This window comes from Pseudomonas sp. SR18 (genome assembly GCF_023701505.1).
Lineage (GTDB): Bacteria > Pseudomonadota > Gammaproteobacteria > Pseudomonadales > Pseudomonadaceae > Aquipseudomonas > Aquipseudomonas cyclaminis.
Genome location: NZ_JAMQAU010000010.1, coordinates 17,847 through 34,192, shown reverse-complemented (window position 1 = coordinate 34,192; position 16,346 = coordinate 17,847). Strand labels below are relative to the sequence as shown.

General features: G+C 60.7%; 14 protein-coding genes. 8 read left to right on the top strand and 6 right to left on the bottom strand.

Annotation, left to right across the window (positions count from 1 at the left end):
- Positions 1-123 precede the first annotated feature (123 nt).
- The 4 genes from NDJ82_RS16015 to NDJ82_RS16000 all read left to right on the top strand — a co-directional run bounded on the left by NDJ82_RS16015 (position 124) and on the right by NDJ82_RS16000 (position 5,330).
- The gene (locus tag NDJ82_RS16015; protein ID WP_250925848.1) at positions 124-2,715 is read left to right on the top strand and encodes a glycosyltransferase; all 2,592 of its coding nucleotides are present in this window, start codon (positions 124-126) and stop codon (positions 2,713-2,715) included.
- A gap of 222 nt (positions 2,716-2,937) precedes the next feature.
- Positions 2,938-4,089 carry a succinyl-diaminopimelate desuccinylase gene (dapE, locus tag NDJ82_RS16010; protein ID WP_049709680.1) on the top strand — a complete coding sequence of 384 codons (1,152 nt, stop codon included), beginning with the start codon at positions 2,938-2,940 and terminating at the stop codon, positions 4,087-4,089.
- Entirely contained in the window at positions 4,089-4,898 is an 810-nt protein-coding gene (locus NDJ82_RS16005; RefSeq protein ID WP_099583370.1) for a putative RNA methyltransferase, read from the top strand. Before dapE ends, NDJ82_RS16005 begins: the two co-directional genes overlap by 1 nt.
- A gap of 54 nt (positions 4,899-4,952) precedes the next feature.
- A complete protein-coding gene (locus tag NDJ82_RS16000) occupies positions 4,953-5,330 on the top strand; it encodes a hypothetical protein (RefSeq protein WP_250925847.1) in 378 nt (125 codons plus the stop codon).
- 131 nt (positions 5,331-5,461) lie between these two features.
- On the opposite strand, the gene NDJ82_RS15995 is transcribed toward NDJ82_RS16000, so the two are convergent.
- A complete protein-coding gene (locus tag NDJ82_RS15995; RefSeq protein ID WP_032891681.1) occupies positions 5,462-5,671 on the bottom strand; it encodes a cold-shock protein in 210 nt (69 codons plus the stop codon).
- A 183-nt stretch (positions 5,672-5,854) separates the two neighbouring features.
- Between NDJ82_RS15995 and plsB the strand changes: the two genes are divergently transcribed.
- Genes plsB through NDJ82_RS15980 form a run of 3 tightly spaced genes read left to right on the top strand, consistent with a single transcriptional unit; the run spans position 5,855 to position 9,529 of the window.
- Positions 5,855-8,359 (top strand): glycerol-3-phosphate 1-O-acyltransferase PlsB, encoded by a 2,505-nt coding sequence (gene plsB / locus NDJ82_RS15990; RefSeq protein WP_099583372.1) that lies wholly within the window; start codon positions 5,855-5,857, stop codon positions 8,357-8,359.
- A gap of 51 nt (positions 8,360-8,410) precedes the next feature.
- Positions 8,411-8,812, top strand: coding sequence for a YbaY family lipoprotein (locus NDJ82_RS15985; RefSeq protein ID WP_250925846.1), 402 nt, complete (start codon positions 8,411-8,413; stop codon positions 8,810-8,812).
- A 27-nt stretch (positions 8,813-8,839) separates the two neighbouring features.
- Positions 8,840-9,529, top strand: a complete 690-nt coding sequence (locus NDJ82_RS15980) for a DUF4197 domain-containing protein (protein WP_099583374.1) — start codon at positions 8,840-8,842, stop codon at positions 9,527-9,529.
- Between the two features lie 84 nt (positions 9,530-9,613).
- Here NDJ82_RS15980 and NDJ82_RS27445 read toward each other — a convergent pair whose 3' ends face one another.
- The 4 genes from NDJ82_RS27445 to NDJ82_RS15965 form a co-directional block, all read right to left on the bottom strand.
- The gene (locus NDJ82_RS27445; protein WP_284738616.1) at positions 9,614-9,742 is read right to left on the bottom strand and encodes a hypothetical protein; all 129 of its coding nucleotides are present in this window, start codon (positions 9,740-9,742) and stop codon (positions 9,614-9,616) included.
- Positions 9,743-10,039: 297 nt separating this feature from the next.
- The gene (locus NDJ82_RS15975) at positions 10,040-10,633 is read right to left on the bottom strand and encodes a LysE family translocator (RefSeq protein ID WP_250925845.1); all 594 of its coding nucleotides are present in this window, start codon (positions 10,631-10,633) and stop codon (positions 10,040-10,042) included.
- A 2-nt stretch (positions 10,634-10,635) separates the two neighbouring features.
- A complete protein-coding gene (locus tag NDJ82_RS15970) occupies positions 10,636-13,701 on the bottom strand; it encodes an efflux RND transporter permease subunit (RefSeq protein ID WP_250925844.1) in 3,066 nt (1,021 codons plus the stop codon).
- A 6-nt stretch (positions 13,702-13,707) separates the two neighbouring features.
- A complete protein-coding gene (locus tag NDJ82_RS15965) occupies positions 13,708-14,808 on the bottom strand; it encodes an efflux RND transporter periplasmic adaptor subunit (RefSeq protein ID WP_099583378.1) in 1,101 nt (366 codons plus the stop codon).
- A gap of 93 nt (positions 14,809-14,901) precedes the next feature.
- On the opposite strand from NDJ82_RS15965, the gene NDJ82_RS15960 reads away from it, so the two are divergent.
- Entirely contained in the window at positions 14,902-15,537 is a 636-nt protein-coding gene (locus tag NDJ82_RS15960; RefSeq protein WP_099583379.1) for a TetR/AcrR family transcriptional regulator, read from the top strand.
- A gap of 3 nt (positions 15,538-15,540) precedes the next feature.
- Here NDJ82_RS15960 and NDJ82_RS15955 read toward each other — a convergent pair whose 3' ends face one another.
- Positions 15,541-16,323, bottom strand: coding sequence for a class I SAM-dependent methyltransferase (locus tag NDJ82_RS15955; RefSeq protein ID WP_112193839.1), 783 nt, complete (start codon positions 16,321-16,323; stop codon positions 15,541-15,543).
- Positions 16,324-16,346 lie beyond the last annotated feature (23 nt).

Here is a 16,346-nt window from a genome sequence, read left to right as displayed (position 1 = left end):
TGACTAACGTCCGGCTTTTCTCTGTCTGCTGTACGCTCGGGGAAAGGCCGGTGTAGGATGCGCGCCGTTCGGTGCAGGCCGACACCTCTTTTCGTTCCACACCCTTTGGAACCCGACATAACCATGGCATCGCGTAAATTTGGACTCAACCTGGTGATCGTGCTGGCAATTGCCGCGCTGTTCACCGGCTTCTGGGCGCTGGTCAACCGCCCGGTCACTGCTCCCAACTGGCCTGAGCAAATCTCCGGTTTTTCCTACTCGCCGTTCCAGCAAGGCCAGTTCCCGCAAAAAGACCAGTACCCCACGGACGAGCAGATGCGTCGTGACCTGGAGATCATGAGCAAGCTGACGGACAACATCCGTACCTACTCGGTCGACGGCACCTTGGGGGATATCCCCAAGCTGGCGGAAGAGTTCGGCTTGCGCGTCACCCTGGGAATCTGGATCAGCCCGGACCTGGAGCGTAACGAGCGCGAAATCCAGCGTGCCATCGAGATCGCCAACAGCTCGCGCAGTGTCGTGCGCGTGGTGGTCGGCAACGAGGCGCTGTTCCGCGAAGAAATCACCCCTGAAGCGCTGATCGTGCTGCTCGACCGGGTGCGCGCTGCGGTGAAAGTACCGGTGACCACCTCCGAGCAGTGGCACATCTGGGAAAAGAACCCGAAACTGGCCAAGCACGTCGATCTGATCGCCGCGCACATCCTGCCGTTCTGGGAATACATCCCCATGGACAAGGCTGGCCAGTACGTACTGGACCGGGCCAAAGACCTGAAAAAACTCTTCCCTAAAAAGCCGCTGCTGCTGTCGGAAATTGGCTGGCCGAGCAACGGACGTATGCGCGGGGGTAACGAAACATCCCCGGCAGACCAGGCGATTTACCTGCGCACGCTGGTGAACAAGCTCAATCGCCAGGGCTACAACTACTTTGTGATCGAAGCGTTCGACCAGCCGTGGAAAGTCAGCGACGAAGGCTCTGCCGGCGCCTATTGGGGCGTGTTCAACGCCGCACGCCAGCAGAAATTCAACTTTGAAGGGCCTGTCGTCGCGATCCCGCAATGGCGCGTGCTGGCCATCGGTTCGGTGGTGCTGGCACTGCTGTCCCTGACCCTGCTGATGATCGACGGCTCGGCCCTGCGCCAGCGTGGCCGGACCTTCCTGACCTTTATCGCGTTCCTGTGCGGCTCGGTACTGGTGTGGATCGGCTACGACTACAGCCAGCAATACAGCACCTGGTTCAGCGTCACTGTGGGCATCCTCCTGGCGCTCGGCGCCCTCGGCGTGTTTATCGTGTTGCTGACCGAGGCCCATGAACTGGCCGAAGCCGTCTGGACCCACAAGCGTCGTCGTGAATTCCTGCCGGTCGAGGGGGATTCGGACTACCGCCCGAAAGTCTCGATCCATGTGCCGTGCTACAACGAGCCGCCGGAGATGGTCAAACAGACCCTCGACGCCCTGGCCGCCCTCGATTACCCGGACTACGAAGTCCTGATCATCGACAACAACACCAAGGACCCGGCGGTTTGGGAACCGGTGCGCGATTACTGCGAAACCCTCGGCCCGCGCTTCAAGTTTTTCCACGTCGCGCCCCTGGCCGGTTTCAAGGGCGGCGCGCTGAACTACCTGATCCCGCACACCGCCAAGGATGCCGAAGTGATCGCGGTGATCGACTCGGACTACTGCGTGTCGCCGAACTGGCTCAAGCACATGGTGCCGCACTTCGCCGACCCGAAAATCGCCGTGGTGCAGTCGCCCCAGGATTACCGCGACCAGAACGAAAGTACCTTCAAGAAGCTCTGCTACGCGGAATACAAAGGCTTCTTCCATATCGGCATGGTCACCCGTAACGACCGCGATGCGATCATCCAGCACGGCACCATGACCATGACCCGTCGCTCGGTGCTCGAAGAACTCGGCTGGGCCGACTGGTGCATCTGCGAAGACGCCGAACTGGGCCTGCGGGTGTTCGAGAAAGGCTTGTCGGCGGCGTATTACCACGACAGCTACGGCAAGGGCCTGATGCCCGATACCTTTATCGACTTCAAGAAACAGCGTTTCCGCTGGGCCTACGGTGCGATCCAGATCATCAAGCGCCACACCGCCAGCCTGCTGCGCGGCAAGGACACCGAACTGACCCGTGGCCAGCGCTACCACTTCCTCGCGGGCTGGTTGCCGTGGGTGGCGGACGGCATGAACATCTTCTTCACCGTCGGCGCACTGTTGTGGTCGGCGGCGATGATCATCGTGCCAACGCGGGTCGATCCGCCGCTGCTGATTTTCGCGATCCCGCCGTTGGCGTTGTTCGTATTCAAGGTCGGCAAGATCATCTTCCTGTACCGCCGTGCGGTGGGCGTGAACCTCAAGGACGCATTCTGCGCGGCCCTGGCAGGCCTGGCGTTGTCCCACACCATCGCCAAAGCGGTGCTGTATGGCTTCTTCACCACCAGTATTCCGTTCTTTCGTACACCGAAAAACGCGGATAACCACGGCTTCTGGGTGGCGATTTCCGAAGCCCGCGAAGAAATGTTCATCATGCTGCTGTTGTGGGGCGCGGCGCTGGGGATCTACCTGGTGCAGGGCCTGCCAAGCAACGACATGCGCTTCTGGGTGGTGATGCTGCTGGTGCAGTCGCTGCCGTATGTGGCCGCGTTGATCATGGCGTTTCTGTCGTCGCTGCCCAAACCGGTAGCGGCGCCTGAGCCCGCGCCTACGGCGTAAAAACTTGCGCAATGCACTAAACGGCGGCCTCTGGTCGCCGTTTTGCTATAAGATAACGGCCGTTTTGTTGGATCAGGCAAGCACCGATTGCCTTATGTGGGAGGGGGCTTGCCCCCGATAGCAGCGTGTCAATCAGCTAAATTTGTTGCTGATACACCGCCATCGGGGGCAAGCCCCCTCCCACATTGAATCTGCGCCCATACACGCTTCCGGAGTTTTCCCATGACGGCCCATGCCGACCTTTCGCCGACCCTTCAACTTGCCATTGACCTGATCCGTCGCCCCTCGGTCACGCCGATCGACGCCGATTGCCAGAAGCTGATGATGCAGCGTCTGGGCGACGCCGGTTTTGCGCTGGAGCCGATGCGCATTGAAGACGTGGACAACTTCTGGGCCACCCACGGCAAGCACGATGGCCCGGTGCTGTGCTTCGCCGGTCACACTGATGTGGTGCCGACCGGCCCGGTGCAAGCCTGGCAGAACGATCCGTTCGACGCGCTGATCGACGAAAACGGCATGCTCTGCGGGCGTGGCGCGGCGGACATGAAAGGCAGCCTGGCCGCAATGCTGGTGGCAGCGGAGCGTTTCGTCACCGATTACCCGGACCACAAGGGCTCGGTGGCCTTCCTGATCACCAGCGACGAAGAAGGCCCGGCGCACCACGGCACCAAGGCCGTGATCGAGCGCCTGGCCGCGCGCAAAGAGCGCCTGGACTGGTGCATCGTCGGCGAACCGTCGAGCACGACGCTGGTCGGTGATGTGGTCAAGAACGGCCGTCGCGGTTCCCTCGGCGCGACCCTGACCGTGCGCGGCGTGCAAGGTCATGTGGCCTACCCGCACCTGGCGAAGAACCCGATCCACCTCGCCGCACCGGCCCTGGCGGAATTGGCCGCCGAGCATTGGGACGACGGCAACACGTTCTTCCCGCCGACCAGCTTCCAGATTTCCAACCTCAATTCCGGCACCGGCGCCACCAACGTGATTCCTGGTGACCTGACGGCGGTGTTCAACTTCCGTTTCTCCACCGAATCCACCGTCGAAGGCCTGCAGCAGCGCGTGGCGGCGATCCTCGACAAACATGGCCTGGACTGGCATGTGGAGTGGGCGCTGTCGGGCCTGCCGTTCCTCACCGAACCGGGCGCCTTGCTCGATGCGGTGTCCGCCAGCATCAAGGCGATTACCGGTCGCGAGACAAAGGCGTCCACCAGCGGCGGGACGTCGGATGGCCGTTTCATTGCCACCCTCGGTACTCAAGTGGTCGAGCTGGGCCCGGTCAACGCGACAATCCATCAGGTCAACGAGCGCATCCTCGCCAGCGACCTCGATGTACTGACCGAAATCTACTACCAGACCCTGATCAAGTTGCTCGCCTGATGCTTGCCTGCCCCATTTGCAGCGCCCCGCTCAACGCGGTAGACAACGGCGTGGCGTGCCCGGCCGGGCACCGTTTCGACCGGGCTCGCCAGGGTTACCTGAACCTGTTGCCGGTGCAGCACAAGAACAGCCGCGATCCGGGCGATAACCTGGCGATGGTCGAAGCGCGCCGCGACTTCCTCAACGCCGGGCACTACGCGCCGGTGGCCAGGCGCCTGGCCGAGCTGGCCGCTGAACGCGCGCCGCAGCGCTGGGTCGACATCGGCTGTGGCGAGGGTTACTACACCGCGCAGATTGCCGACGCCCTGCCCCACGCCGACGGCTATGCGCTGGATATTTCCAGGGAAGCGGTCAAGCGTGCGTGCAAGCGCAACCCGGCGCTGACCTGGTTGATCGCCAGCATGGCCCGCGTTCCATTGGCGTCAGGCAGTTGCCAGTTTCTCGCCAGTGTTTTCAGTCCATTGGATTGGCAAGAAGCCAAGCGCCTGCTCAGCCCCGGCGGCGGTTTGATGAAGGTCGGTCCTACACGTGGCCACCTGATGGAACTGCGCGAGCGCCTGTATGACGAAGTGCGTGAATACACCGACGACAAACATCTGGCCCTGGTGCCGGACGGCATGAGCCTTGCCCACAGCGAGACGCTGGAGTTCACCTTGAGTCTGGCCGAGCCCCAGGACCGCGCCAACCTGCTGGCCATGACACCCCACGGCTGGCGCGCCAGCGCCGAGCGCCGTGCCGAGGTGATCGAAGCCGCTGAGCCGCTGCTGGTCACCGTGTCGATGCGCTACGACTATTTCGTGCTTCAATAACCGACTTTTAAGCATCCGCGAATGGATTTTCGAATCCCGCAACGAGGAATATCCATGCGCCAACCTGATATCGAGATTTACCTGAAGGACGCCGACGTCGACTACAAGGCCATTGCCGCGTGGCTGGGCACCGCGTTGGGCCCGTGCACCGACTGGATCCAGCGCGGCCAGACCTACAAGTGCAACGCCGGCGATGTGCCGGTCACCTGGTTGCCCAAAGCGGTAGGCAAATGGAACAGCCTCTACTTGGAAAGTGACCAGACGCCGTGGGACGACGACATCGCCTGCGCCCGTGCGGCATTTGCTGCACTGAACGTCGAGGTGCGCTGCGCGCCGGGGACGTGGGTCGAGGAAGAAGGTGAGGAAAGTGCCGACACCTGGATTCGCATCAGCGCAGACGGTGAAGAACAGATCACTTGGAAAACTGCATAACCTGAATTGCAAATGCCGTCAAAAATGTGGGAGGGGGCTTGCCCCCGATAGCAGTGCGTCAGTCAGCTAATTTGTTGCTGATACACCGCCATCGGGGGCAAGCCCCCTCCCACATTTGATCTGCGATGGGCCTACAGGCCAACCACATCCTCTGCCTGCAACCCCTTCTCGCCGGTCACCACGGCGTATTCCACCTGCTGGCCCTCGGCCAGGGAACGGTGGCCATCGCCGCGAATGGCGCGGTAGTGCACAAACACATCCTTGCCATCTTCACGCTGAATGAAGCCATAGCCCTTTGCATCGTTGAACCACTTCACATTGCCGGTTTCGCGCGTTGCCATTTGTATTACTCCCACGTACGTTTTTTATTGTTGAGTCGCTTGCGTTGAACTGCCGAGTATAAGACAGGCTCAAAAGCGATCAACTCAAGTTTACATCGCTGCTTTTTTGCCGATTTTCGGCGAATACGGCACACTACCCGCCCGAGCGCCTGCTCGGTTTTTTCCACTTCAAGCAGCTCGCCTATGACCCGCTCCCCGTTCCGCCGTCTGGTGTTTGGCACCTTGCGCCGACTGTTGTACCTCTGGGTTCGCTCGGAGACGATCAACCAGTCGTCCCTTACCCTCAACCTGGACCGCAGCCGGCCGGTGTTTTACGTCCTGCAATCGCCCTCTCTCACCGAATTGGCCGTGGTCGATGCCGAGTGCACCAAGGCCGGCCTGCCGCGCCCGGTGCTGCCAGTCTCCGTAGGCCCGTTGATGGAGCCGGCGGCGTTCTTCTACCTCACGCCGGAGCCGGACTGGCTCGGCCGCCAGGACAAGCGCGGCGCACCGCCGACCCTGACCCGCCTGGTCAACACCCTGAGCGAGCACGCCGAAGAGAATGCACAAATCATTCCGGTCAGCGTGTTCTGGGGGCAAACCCCGGCGAGCGAGTCGAGCCCTTGGAAACTGCTGTTTGCCGACAGCTGGGCCGTCACCGGCCGCCTGCGTCGGTTGTTGAGCATCCTGATCCTGGGTCGCAAGACCCGTGTGCAATTCTCCGCGCCCATCAACCTGCGTGAGTTGATCGAGCACAATAAAGGGCACGAACGCACTGTGCGCATGGCCCAGCGCATCCTACGTGTGCACTTTCGTAACCTGAAGACCGCCGTGATCGGCCCCGACCTGTCGCACCGCCGCAACCTGGTCAAGGGCCTGGTGAATATGCCGTTGGTGCGCCAGGCCATTCTGGATGAAGCCGAACGGGAAAAAATCAGCCCGGAAAAAGCCAAGGCCCTGGCCCTGCGCTACGGCAACGAAATCGCATCGGATTACACCTACACCGCGATCCGCTTCCTGGAAGTGGTGCTGAGTTGGTTCTGGAACAAGATCTACGACGGCATCAAGGTCAATAACGTCGAAGGTGTGCAAAAGGTTGCACAAGGCTACGAGGTGATTTACGTGCCTTGCCACCGCAGCCATATCGACTACCTGCTGCTGTCCTACCTGCTGTTCAAGAACGGCCTGACCCCGCCGCATATCGCCGCGGGCATCAACCTGAACATGCCGGTGATCGGCAGTCTGCTGCGCCGTGGCGGGGCGTTTTTCATGCGCCGCACCTTCAAGGGCAACCCGCTGTACACCTCGGTGTTCAACGAATACCTGCATACCCTGTTCACCAAGGGTTTCCCGGTGGAGTACTTCGTCGAAGGCGGACGCTCACGCACCGGGCGCATGTTGCAGCCAAAGACCGGGATGCTCGCGATTACCCTGCGCAGCTTCCTGCGCTCTTCGCGCATGCCGATCGTGTTTGTGCCGGTGTATATCGGCTATGAGCGTGTGCTCGAAGGCCGCACCTACCTGGGCGAACTGCGCGGCGCGAGCAAGAAGAAAGAGTCGATCTTCGATATTTTCAAAGTGGTCGGCGCGCTCAAGCAGCGGTTTGGCCAGGTCGCGGTCAACTTCGGCGAGCCGATCAAGCTGGCGGAATTTCTCGACGGCGAACAACCCGACTGGCGCACCCAGGAGCTGGGGCCGAACTACAAGCCGGCATGGCTCAACGAAACCACCAACCGCCTCGGCGAACGGGTGGCCCGCCACTTGAACGAAGCGGCGGCGGTGAACCCGGTGAACCTGGTGGCCCTGGCGCTGCTGTCCACCACACGCCTGGCCCTGGATGAACAGGCCATGGCCCGCCAGTTGGACCTGTACCTGGCGCTGCTGCGCCGCGTGCCTTACTCGCCCCACACCACCCTGCCCGAGGGTGATGGCCTGGCGCTGATCAAGCACGTCAAGGACATGGACCTGCTGTCGGAACAGAGTGACGCCCTCGGCAAGATTGTGTATCTGGACGAGCAAAACGCCGTCCTGATGACCTACTACCGCAACAACGTGCTGCACATCTTTGCCCTGCCGGCGCTGCTGGCGAGCTTCTTCCAAAGCAGCTCGCGGATGAGCCGCGAACAGATTTTGCGCTACACCCACGCGCTGTATCCGTACCTGCAATCGGAGCTGTTTATCCGCTGGTCGCTGGAAGAGTTGGACACGGTTGTCGACCAGTGGCTGGAAGCCTTTGTCGAACAAGGCCTGCTGCGCTTCGAAAACAACGTGTACCTGCGCCCGGCGCCAAGCTCGCGGCACTTTGTGCTGCTGACGCTGCTGTCCAAGAGCATCGCCCAGACGCTGCAACGCTTCTACATGGCGATCTCGCTGCTGCTCAACAGCGGCCAGAACAGCATCAGCGCCGAAGAACTGGAAGACCTGTGCACGATCATGGCCCAGCGCCTGTCGATCCTGCATGGTCTCAATGCGCCGGAGTTCTTCGACAAGAGCCTTTTCCGACATTTTATTCAGACATTGCTGGAGCAAGATGTGCTGCGCCGCGACGAGGCCGGCAAATTGAGCTATCACGATCTGCTCGGTGAGCTGGCGGAAGGCGCGGCCAAACGTGTGTTGCCGGCCGAGATTCGCCTGTCGATCCGCCAGGTCGCCCTGCATCGTGTCGATGGCGCAGCCGAACAACCGGATGAGCCTGAAGAAACCCGCTAGATTGAATAAGGCGCCAGTGGGATGCTGGCGCCGCTGACAAGGAGCCGCACCATGAAAAAGATCATCCTCCTGGGCCTGACCGCCCTGCTCGGAGCCTGCCAATCCATGACCCCTGCTCCCAAGGCCAGCCTTGATGGCGAAGTGTTCTACCTGCAACGCATCGCCCTGCCGCCGACAGCAACCTTGAGCGTCAGCCTGCAGGACGTATCTCTGATGGACGCCCCGGCCGTGATCCTTGCCGAACAGAAAGGTCCGATCAAAGGCCAGGTGCCGCTGCCGTTTCACTTGAATTACGACCCGGCCCAGGTCAAGCCGGGCCACAGTTATGCGGTGAGTGCTCGCATCGAACAGGATGGCAAGCTACTGTTTATCACCACTGAACGACACGCTGTGCAGCTCAACGGCCAGGATCCACAGCCGCTGCGCCTGCGAGTTGATTCGGTCGCACACTGATATTCTCCAGATCATAAGGAAGCGCCCATGCTCCGTAATTCCCTTCGCCTCACTGCCCTGTGCGCCGGCCTGCTGTTCGGCGCCAATGCCATGGCCCTGGACCTGAGTAGCCTGTCCCAGGGCGATGCCAGCGGCGGTCTCAAGGACGCCCTGACCCAGGGCGCGCAGATCGCGGTGAAACAACTGGGTGTGCCCGGTGGTTTCAGCAACAACCCCGAAGTAAAAATCGGCCTGCCAGGCAAGCTCGGCAAAGTCGCCGACAAACTGAAAATGTTCGGCATGGGCGACCAGGTCACGCAACTGGAAGACAGCATGAACAAAGCGGCCGAAACCGCCGTGACCCAGGCCCAGCCGATCCTGGTCAACGCCGTGAAGAACATGAGCGTGACCGACGCCAAGGGCATCCTCAGTGGCGGCCAGGACTCGGCCACCCAATACCTGAACAAGAGCAGTCGCGAACAGATCCGCGCCAAGTTCCTGCCAATCGTCAAGGCTGCCACCGATAAGGTCGGCGTGGCCCAGCAGTACAACGCGCTGGCCGGCAAGGCGGCAGCCTTCGGTGCCGTGGATGCCAAGAGCGCCAACGTTGAAAACTACGTGACCGAGCAGGCGCTGGATGGTTTGTTCAAGATGATTGCGCAGCAGGAAGAGACGATTCGCAAGAACCCGGCGGCAGCAGCGACCAGCTTGGCGAAGAAAGTCTTTGGGGCGCTATAAAAGCTGATTAAAAAAACGCCCTGACTTTGTCCGGGCGTTTTTTGTTGCATGTACTTTTTAACACCCCTTGCTCTAATGCACAGCCTAGAAACGGTAGTGCGGCAATGGCCGGGATGAGCCATACGAAACACCGGTATTGCCGTTCGAGCTGGACGAGTTCGAATTGACGTTGTTGTTCTCGTTGTTGTTCTCGTTATTGATGTTGATATTCACGGGTTGCTGCTGGCTCTTTCCACAACACCGACCAAGGCCCATCATCGCCCCCATCATTTGTAGCGGTAACGTCAGTATTGGCAGAATCATCTACATTCCTTCCTAATTAAATTCACACAATAGTCCAGACCGCTGCACTCCAAACGCCAGTACTTTTCGGCCAGGTAATTCTGTGTGGTGCGTTAGTTGAAATAGTTCCTGCCTATGCGTTGGAACGAGCCGCTACCCAGTCAGCGCGTCCATCGCCTGGGGCCTGAGCGTAATGCGCAAGCCTGACGCCCCTTCGGATTGATAGCGTCAGTGGAGGATCGAATCAGCCACGCGGCCGAGCAGGACAGTAGCGAAACAACCAATGGCGATTGCAGTGACGCGATTGATCGTAAGTGAACTCAACCAGCGAGAGTGGCGCCCGACTACCCCGGCACCGAAGCCTATCCATGCCATTCCAATCGGCACTACCACCAGGGCCAGGAGGGTCATAAACGCCATATAGTCAGTCCAGTTGCAGAACGTATTGGCGGGGGCGATCAAAGATGCGATCAACAACCCTTTGGGGTTCATTACCGTCAACGAAAAAAAATAGATGCCTGAAAACTGATCCCCGACAGCCTCATCCGGAGCCTGTTTGCGGCGCCACAACTGATAGGACGCCAGAAGCAAGTAACAACCGGCGGCCAACTGAGTCAGTTTAAGCGCCCACGGCGAATACACCGCGATGTAGAGCAAGGCCGCGCCCCACAGTGTTACCTGTAGCAAGTAGGCCAGACACTCGATGAAGGCCAACTTCCACGAAGCCCGAAACCCGAACAACACCCCTGCGCGCAATAGCAGGGTGTTGGTCGGACCAGGGGCAAGCAACAGCAACATCAGGGCAGAAACAGTGGCCAACATGATTACGCGACGTCCTTCCTCACTCGGAACCACGCAGCATACAGGGCCGGCAAGAACAATAGGGTCAACGCCGTCGCCACAATCAACCCACCCATGATCGCCACCGCCATCGGCCCGAAGAACACACTGCGCGACAGCGGGATCATCGCCAGTACAGCCGCGAGTGCCGTCAGCACAATCGGGCGGAAGCGTCGGACGGTGGCTTCGATAATCGCCTGCCACGGCGCCAGGCCGGCCTTGATGTCTTGTTCGATCTGGTCCACCAGGATCACCGAGTTGCGCATGATCATGCCCGACAAGGCAATGGTCCCCAGCATGGCCACGAAACCAAAGGGCTGGCGGAACGCCAGCAGGAACAGCGTGACGCCGATCAAGCCCAGCGGCGCCGTGAGAAACACCATTGCCGTGCGTGAGAAGCTGCGCAGTTGCAGCATCAGCAGGGTCAGCACCACCACAATAAACAGCGGTACACCGGCCTTCACCGAGTTCTGCCCGCGCGCAGAGTCTTCGACGGTGCCGCCTACCTCCAGCAGGTACCCGTCCGGCAACTCGGCGCGTACGTCCGCGAGGGTCGGCAGAATTTGTTGAACCAGGGTCGCCGGTTGGTCCTTGCCGTAGATGTCGGCGCGCACCGTGACTGTCGGCAGGCGGTTACGGTGCCAGATGATGCCTTCCTCGAATCCGTATTCGAGGGTGGCGATCTGGGACAGGGCCACGCTTTTACCGTTGTCGGTCGGCACCGCCAGGCTAGGCAGCAGCGACAGTTCGGTGCGCTCGTGAACGGTGCCGCGCAGGAGGATCTCGATCAATTCGTTGTCCTCCCGGTATTGGCTGACGCTGGAGCCGGTGAGTGAACTCTGCAGGAATTTCGACAGGTTGGCAGTGCTCACGCCAAGGGCGCGTGCGCGATCCTGGTCGATATTGAGGTAGACGATTTTGCTCGGCTCTTCCCAGTCCAGGTGCACGTTGACCACATGGGTGTTTTCGCGAACCTTGGCCGCGACTTTACGTGCAAGGGCGCGGACTTCTTCGATGTGCTCGCCGGTCACGCGAAACTGCACCGGGTAGCCCACGGGCGGTCCGTTTTCCAGGCGTGTGACGCGCGAACGCAGGTCGGGGAATTGTTCGTTGAGGGTTTCGATCAGCCAGGTGCGCAGGCTTTCACGCTCCTCGATAGTGTTGGCGAGTACCACAAATTGCGCGAAGCTGGCGGCCGGCAGTTGCTGGTCCAGCGGCAGGTAGAAACGCGGCGAACCGGTGCCGACGTAGGCCACGTAGTTCTCGACGCCGGCATGGTCTTTGAGCATGGCTTCCAGGCGTTTGACCTGATCGGCGGTGTTGCTCAGGGAGGCGCCTTCGGCCAGTTTCAGGTCGATCATCAGTTCCAGACGGCCAGAAGCCGGGAAGAACTGCTGCGGCACAAAGCGGAACAACGCCACCGAGCCGATAAACAGCAGCAGCGTCAGCACAATCACCGTTTTGCGTCGACTGACGCACCACTCCACCAAACGTCTTACACGCTGGTAAAACGGCGTTCCGTAGGGATCCGGGCCATCAGCGCCGTGTTTGGCCGCATGAATCTTCGCCAAGTCCGGCAGGAGTTTTTCCCCCAGGTAGGGCACGAACACCACGGCGGCGACCCAGGAGGCCAGCAACGCGATGGTGACCACTTGGAAGATCGAACGGGTGTATTCGCCGGTGCTCGACTGCGCAGTCGCAATCGGCAGGAAGCCAGCCGCCGTGATCAGCGTGCCGGTGAGCATCGGGAAAGCGGTGCTGGTCCAGGCGAAACTTGCGGCCTTGAGCCGGTCGTAGCCCTGCTCCATTTTGATTGCCATCATTTCCACGGCAATGATCGCGTCATCCACCAGCAAACCGAGCGCCAGTACCAGTGCGCCAAGGGAAATCTTGTGCAGACCAATGCCGAGGTAATACATGGTGGCGAAGGTCATCGCCAATACCAACGGAATCGCCAGGGCCACCACCATGCCGGTGCGTACGCCGAGTGAAAAGAAGCTCACCAGCAATACGATCGCCAGCGCCTCGGCCAACACCTGCACGAATTCTCCGACACTGGTTTTCACCGCTGCCGGTTGGTCCGACACCTTGCGCAGCTCCATGCCAGCCGGAAGGTTCTTCTGCAAACGTGCGAATTCGCCTTCGAGCGCCTTGCCCAGTACCAGAATATCGCCGCCGTCGCGCATCGCCACGGCCAGGCCGATTGCATCAGCGCCCATGTAACGCATACGTGGTGCCGGTGGATCGTTGAAGCCACGGTGGATGTCGGCTACGTCGCCGATCCGAAAGGTCCGGTCGGCGACTCGAATAGGAAAGTCGCGGATCTGCTCCACCGTCTTGAAGTTGCCCGACACGCGCAGTTGCACGCGCTCGCTCGGGGTTTCAAAGAAGCCGGCGGTGGACACCGCGTTCTGCTCCTGCAACGCCTGCTGCACAGCGGCCAGGGGCAATCCCAGGGTGGCGAGTTTGAGATTGGACAGCTCGATCCAGATCTTCTCGTCCTGCAGGCCGAGCAACTCGACCTTGCCCACATCCGCCACCCGTTGCAGCTGAATCTGGATGCGGTCCGCGTAATCCTTGAGTACGGCATAGTCGAAACCGTCGCCGGTCAGGGCGTAGATATTGCCGAAGGTGGTGCCAAATTCATCATTGAAAAACGGGCCCTGGATATCTGGCGGCAAGGTCTGGCGGATGTCGCTGATCTTCTTGCGCACCTGGTACCACAGCTCGGGAATCTGCGCCGAGTGCATGGAGTCGCGGGCGATGAAGGTCACCGTGGACTCACCAGGGCGCGAGAACGAGACAATGCGCTCGTACTCGCCGGTTTCCATCAGCTTCTTTTCGATGCGCTCGGTGACCTGGCGCGAGACTTCCTGGGCGGTAGCGCCCGGCCAGTTGGTCTTGACCACCATGGCTTTGAAGGTGAACGGCGGGTCTTCACTTTGTCCCAGCTTGGTGTAGGACAACGTGCCGACAACGGCCAGCAGGATCATCAGGAACAGTACGATCTGGCGATTACGCAACGCCCATTCGGAAAGATTGAAACCCATCGGGGACTACTCCTTGGCCGCCAGATTCACGACACGGTTGGAGCGATCCACAGGGCGCACTTGCTGGCCCTCGTGGAGCACATGCACGCCCGCGGCGATCACCCAATCGGTGGGCGTCAAGCCTTCCAGCACCGGTACGGTTTTTTCGCCGAAGGCACCGATGCGCACCGGCGTGCGCTTGAGGGTATTGTCCGGCTCCACACGCCAGACGTAGGACGCCCCATTCTCTGCACTGAGGGCAGACAGCGGCACCGACAGCGCAACAACGCCATCGGCCTGAATGAATACGCGGGCACTCTGGCCAAGTTCCGCCGGGACTTTGCCTGCGGTAAACGCCACGCGGGCGGCAAAAGTGCGTGATTTTGGATCGGCCGCCGGGGACAGTTCACGAATGCGTCCGGTAAACCGCTGATCGGGCTGGCTCCACAACTCCACAGCTACCGGCTGGCCGACCTTGAAGCGACCAAAGCCCTGTTCGGGCAGGCTGATGAGCACTTCACGCTCGCCATCGGTGGCCAGTGTGAACACGGTTTGGCCAGCCGACACCACTTGGCCGACTTCCACCGCACGCTTGGCAACGACCCCGTCCTGGGGGGCACGGAGCACGGCGTAACCGGCCTGGTTGCTGGCCACATCGAATTCGGCCTTGATCTGCTTGAGGCGCGCTTCGCCGGATCGGTAGAGGTTTTCGGAATTATCGTACTGGGAACGGCTGACCATCTGACGGTCCATCAGGGTCTTGTAACGGTCGCGCTCAGCACGGACCAGGCTCAGATTGGCCTCGGCGGCGGCGACCTGGGCGCGGGTGGCCTCCAATTGCAGGCGTACATCCTGAGGGTCGAGTTCCGCCAACGGTTGGTTGGCTTTGATCCGCTCCCCCTCTTCCACCAGGCGTTTACTGACTTTGCCACCGATGCGAAAGGCCAGGTCCGGCTCGTAGCGAGCCCTTACTTCGCCGGGGTAGCTGTCCATCGACTGGGCCGACGGTTGCGGTTGCACCACCATCGCTGGACGGACGGTGATCTGGGCCGGTTCTTCATGGCCGCAGGCGGCCAACAGGAAGACCAGACTGACAGGCAACGCAAAGGGCAGGAAAGTGCTGCGCATGCTGAAGGACCTTTCGCAAATGAAGCTAGGAATAATTATACTGGCCAGTATGTTATTAATACCAAACTCACCAGTCCAGTATTAAAGGTGAAAATGTCCGACAATCGCGTTAACACCAATAGCCCCGGGCGTCCCAAGGACATGGCAAAACGCCAGGCAATTCTCCAGGCAGCGAAAACCCTGTTTTTGGGGAATGGTTATGCCAGTACCAGCATGGATGCCGTGGCCCTTGAGGCGGGCGTGTCTAAACTGACCGTCTACAGCCACTTCACCGACAAAGAGACCTTGTTCACCGCCGCCGTGGTGGCGACGTGCGAGGAGCAGTTGCCGGTGATGTACTTCGAGCTGCCTGAAGGCATGCCGGTCGAGACTGTGTTGCTGAATATCGCGCGGGGGTTCCATCGGCTGATCAACAGCGAGGAGTCGGTAAACCTGCACCGCTTGATGATGACCACCGGCAATCAGGACGTGAAACTCTCCCGGATTTTCTTCGACGCCGGACCGATGCGCATGCTCCAGGGCATGGAACGATTGCTCAGCAAAATCGACCAGAGCGGCGCCCTGAGCATCGATAAACCGTTTACCGCAGCCGAGCACTTCTTCTGCCTGCTCAAGGGCACCGCAAATTTTTGCCTGCTGTATGGCTGCGGCGGGCAACTGAGTGAAACCGCCGCCGAAGCCCATGTGCAGGAGGTGGTGGGGTTGTTTATGCGGGCTTACAGGCCTTGAACATCAGGGCTTGAGCGCTTTCTTGGGATAGATGTCATACCGGCTGGACTTGCCATCCAGCGCATGGCTCGGCTTTGGCCCTTCGATGCACGGCGCCTTGCGCGGGCGCTTGACCACTACACGGTGGCTGGCCAGGGCCAGGGCGGCGGCCAACAAGGCCGGTGCGTCCGGGTCATCGCCTACCAGCGGGCGGAACAGGCGCATTTCCTTCTTCACCAAGGCGGTTTTCTCACGGTGAGGGAACATCGGGTCGAGGTAGATCACCTGCGGCGGCTCGCCTTCCCAATTGAGCATCACGTCGATGGAGTTGCCCTTGAGCAGCTTCATGCGCGCCACGATCGGCGCCACCTCAAAATCCTCTGCACCGCGCGCCAGGCCATCTTCGAGCAAGGCACCGATCAACGGTTGGCGCTCGATCAGGCTCATCTGGCAACCCAGGCTGGCCAGCACAAACGCGTCCTTGCCCAGACCGGCCGTGGCGTCCAGCACCCGTGGGCGCACGCCTTGGGCAACGCCTACGGCTTTGGCAATCATCTGCCCGCTGCCGCCACCGTAGAGCCGACGATGGGCCGCACCGCCTTCAACAAAGTCCACCCGCACCGGCCCTGGCGCGTCAGGCCCGAGCTGTTGCAGCTGTAGGCCCTGCTCGCCAACTTGCAGGGAAAAGTCCGCGTCGGCGAGCTGTAAAGGCAAGCCAAGCAGCGCTGCCCATTGCTCGGCGCGGGCCTTGAAACCTTCGCCCAAGGCCTCGACCTGAATGCGGCTGGCCGCTGGTTGTTCGCTCATCAATCACTACGCTCAAAAATATT

Excerpts from the sequence above, each read along its gene's own strand:
- dapE (WP_049709680.1), top strand. The coding sequence starts at position 2,938 with ATGACGGCCCATGCCGACCTTTCGCCGACCCTTCAACTTGCCATTGAC.
- NDJ82_RS15965 (WP_099583378.1), bottom strand. The coding sequence starts at position 14,808 with ATGCGCAGCACTTTCCTGCCCTTTGCGTTGCCTGTCAGTCTGGTCTTC.
- NDJ82_RS16005 (WP_099583370.1), top strand. The coding sequence starts at position 4,089 with ATGCTTGCCTGCCCCATTTGCAGCGCCCCGCTCAACGCGGTAGACAAC.
- NDJ82_RS15985 (WP_250925846.1), top strand. The coding sequence starts at position 8,411 with ATGAAAAAGATCATCCTCCTGGGCCTGACCGCCCTGCTCGGAGCCTGC.
- NDJ82_RS15970 (WP_250925844.1), bottom strand. The coding sequence starts at position 13,701 with ATGGGTTTCAATCTTTCCGAATGGGCGTTGCGTAATCGCCAGATCGTA.
- NDJ82_RS15995 (WP_032891681.1), bottom strand. The coding sequence starts at position 5,671 with ATGGCAACGCGCGAAACCGGCAATGTGAAGTGGTTCAACGATGCAAAG.
- plsB (WP_099583372.1), top strand. The coding sequence starts at position 5,855 with ATGACCCGCTCCCCGTTCCGCCGTCTGGTGTTTGGCACCTTGCGCCGA.
- NDJ82_RS15975 (WP_250925845.1), bottom strand. The coding sequence starts at position 10,633 with ATGTTGGCCACTGTTTCTGCCCTGATGTTGCTGTTGCTTGCCCCTGGT.
- NDJ82_RS16000 (WP_250925847.1), top strand. The coding sequence starts at position 4,953 with ATGCGCCAACCTGATATCGAGATTTACCTGAAGGACGCCGACGTCGAC.
- NDJ82_RS15980 (WP_099583374.1), top strand. The coding sequence starts at position 8,840 with ATGCTCCGTAATTCCCTTCGCCTCACTGCCCTGTGCGCCGGCCTGCTG.
- NDJ82_RS16015 (WP_250925848.1), top strand. The coding sequence starts at position 124 with ATGGCATCGCGTAAATTTGGACTCAACCTGGTGATCGTGCTGGCAATT.
- NDJ82_RS15960 (WP_099583379.1), top strand. The coding sequence starts at position 14,902 with ATGTCCGACAATCGCGTTAACACCAATAGCCCCGGGCGTCCCAAGGAC.
- NDJ82_RS15955 (WP_112193839.1), bottom strand. The coding sequence starts at position 16,323 with ATGAGCGAACAACCAGCGGCCAGCCGCATTCAGGTCGAGGCCTTGGGC.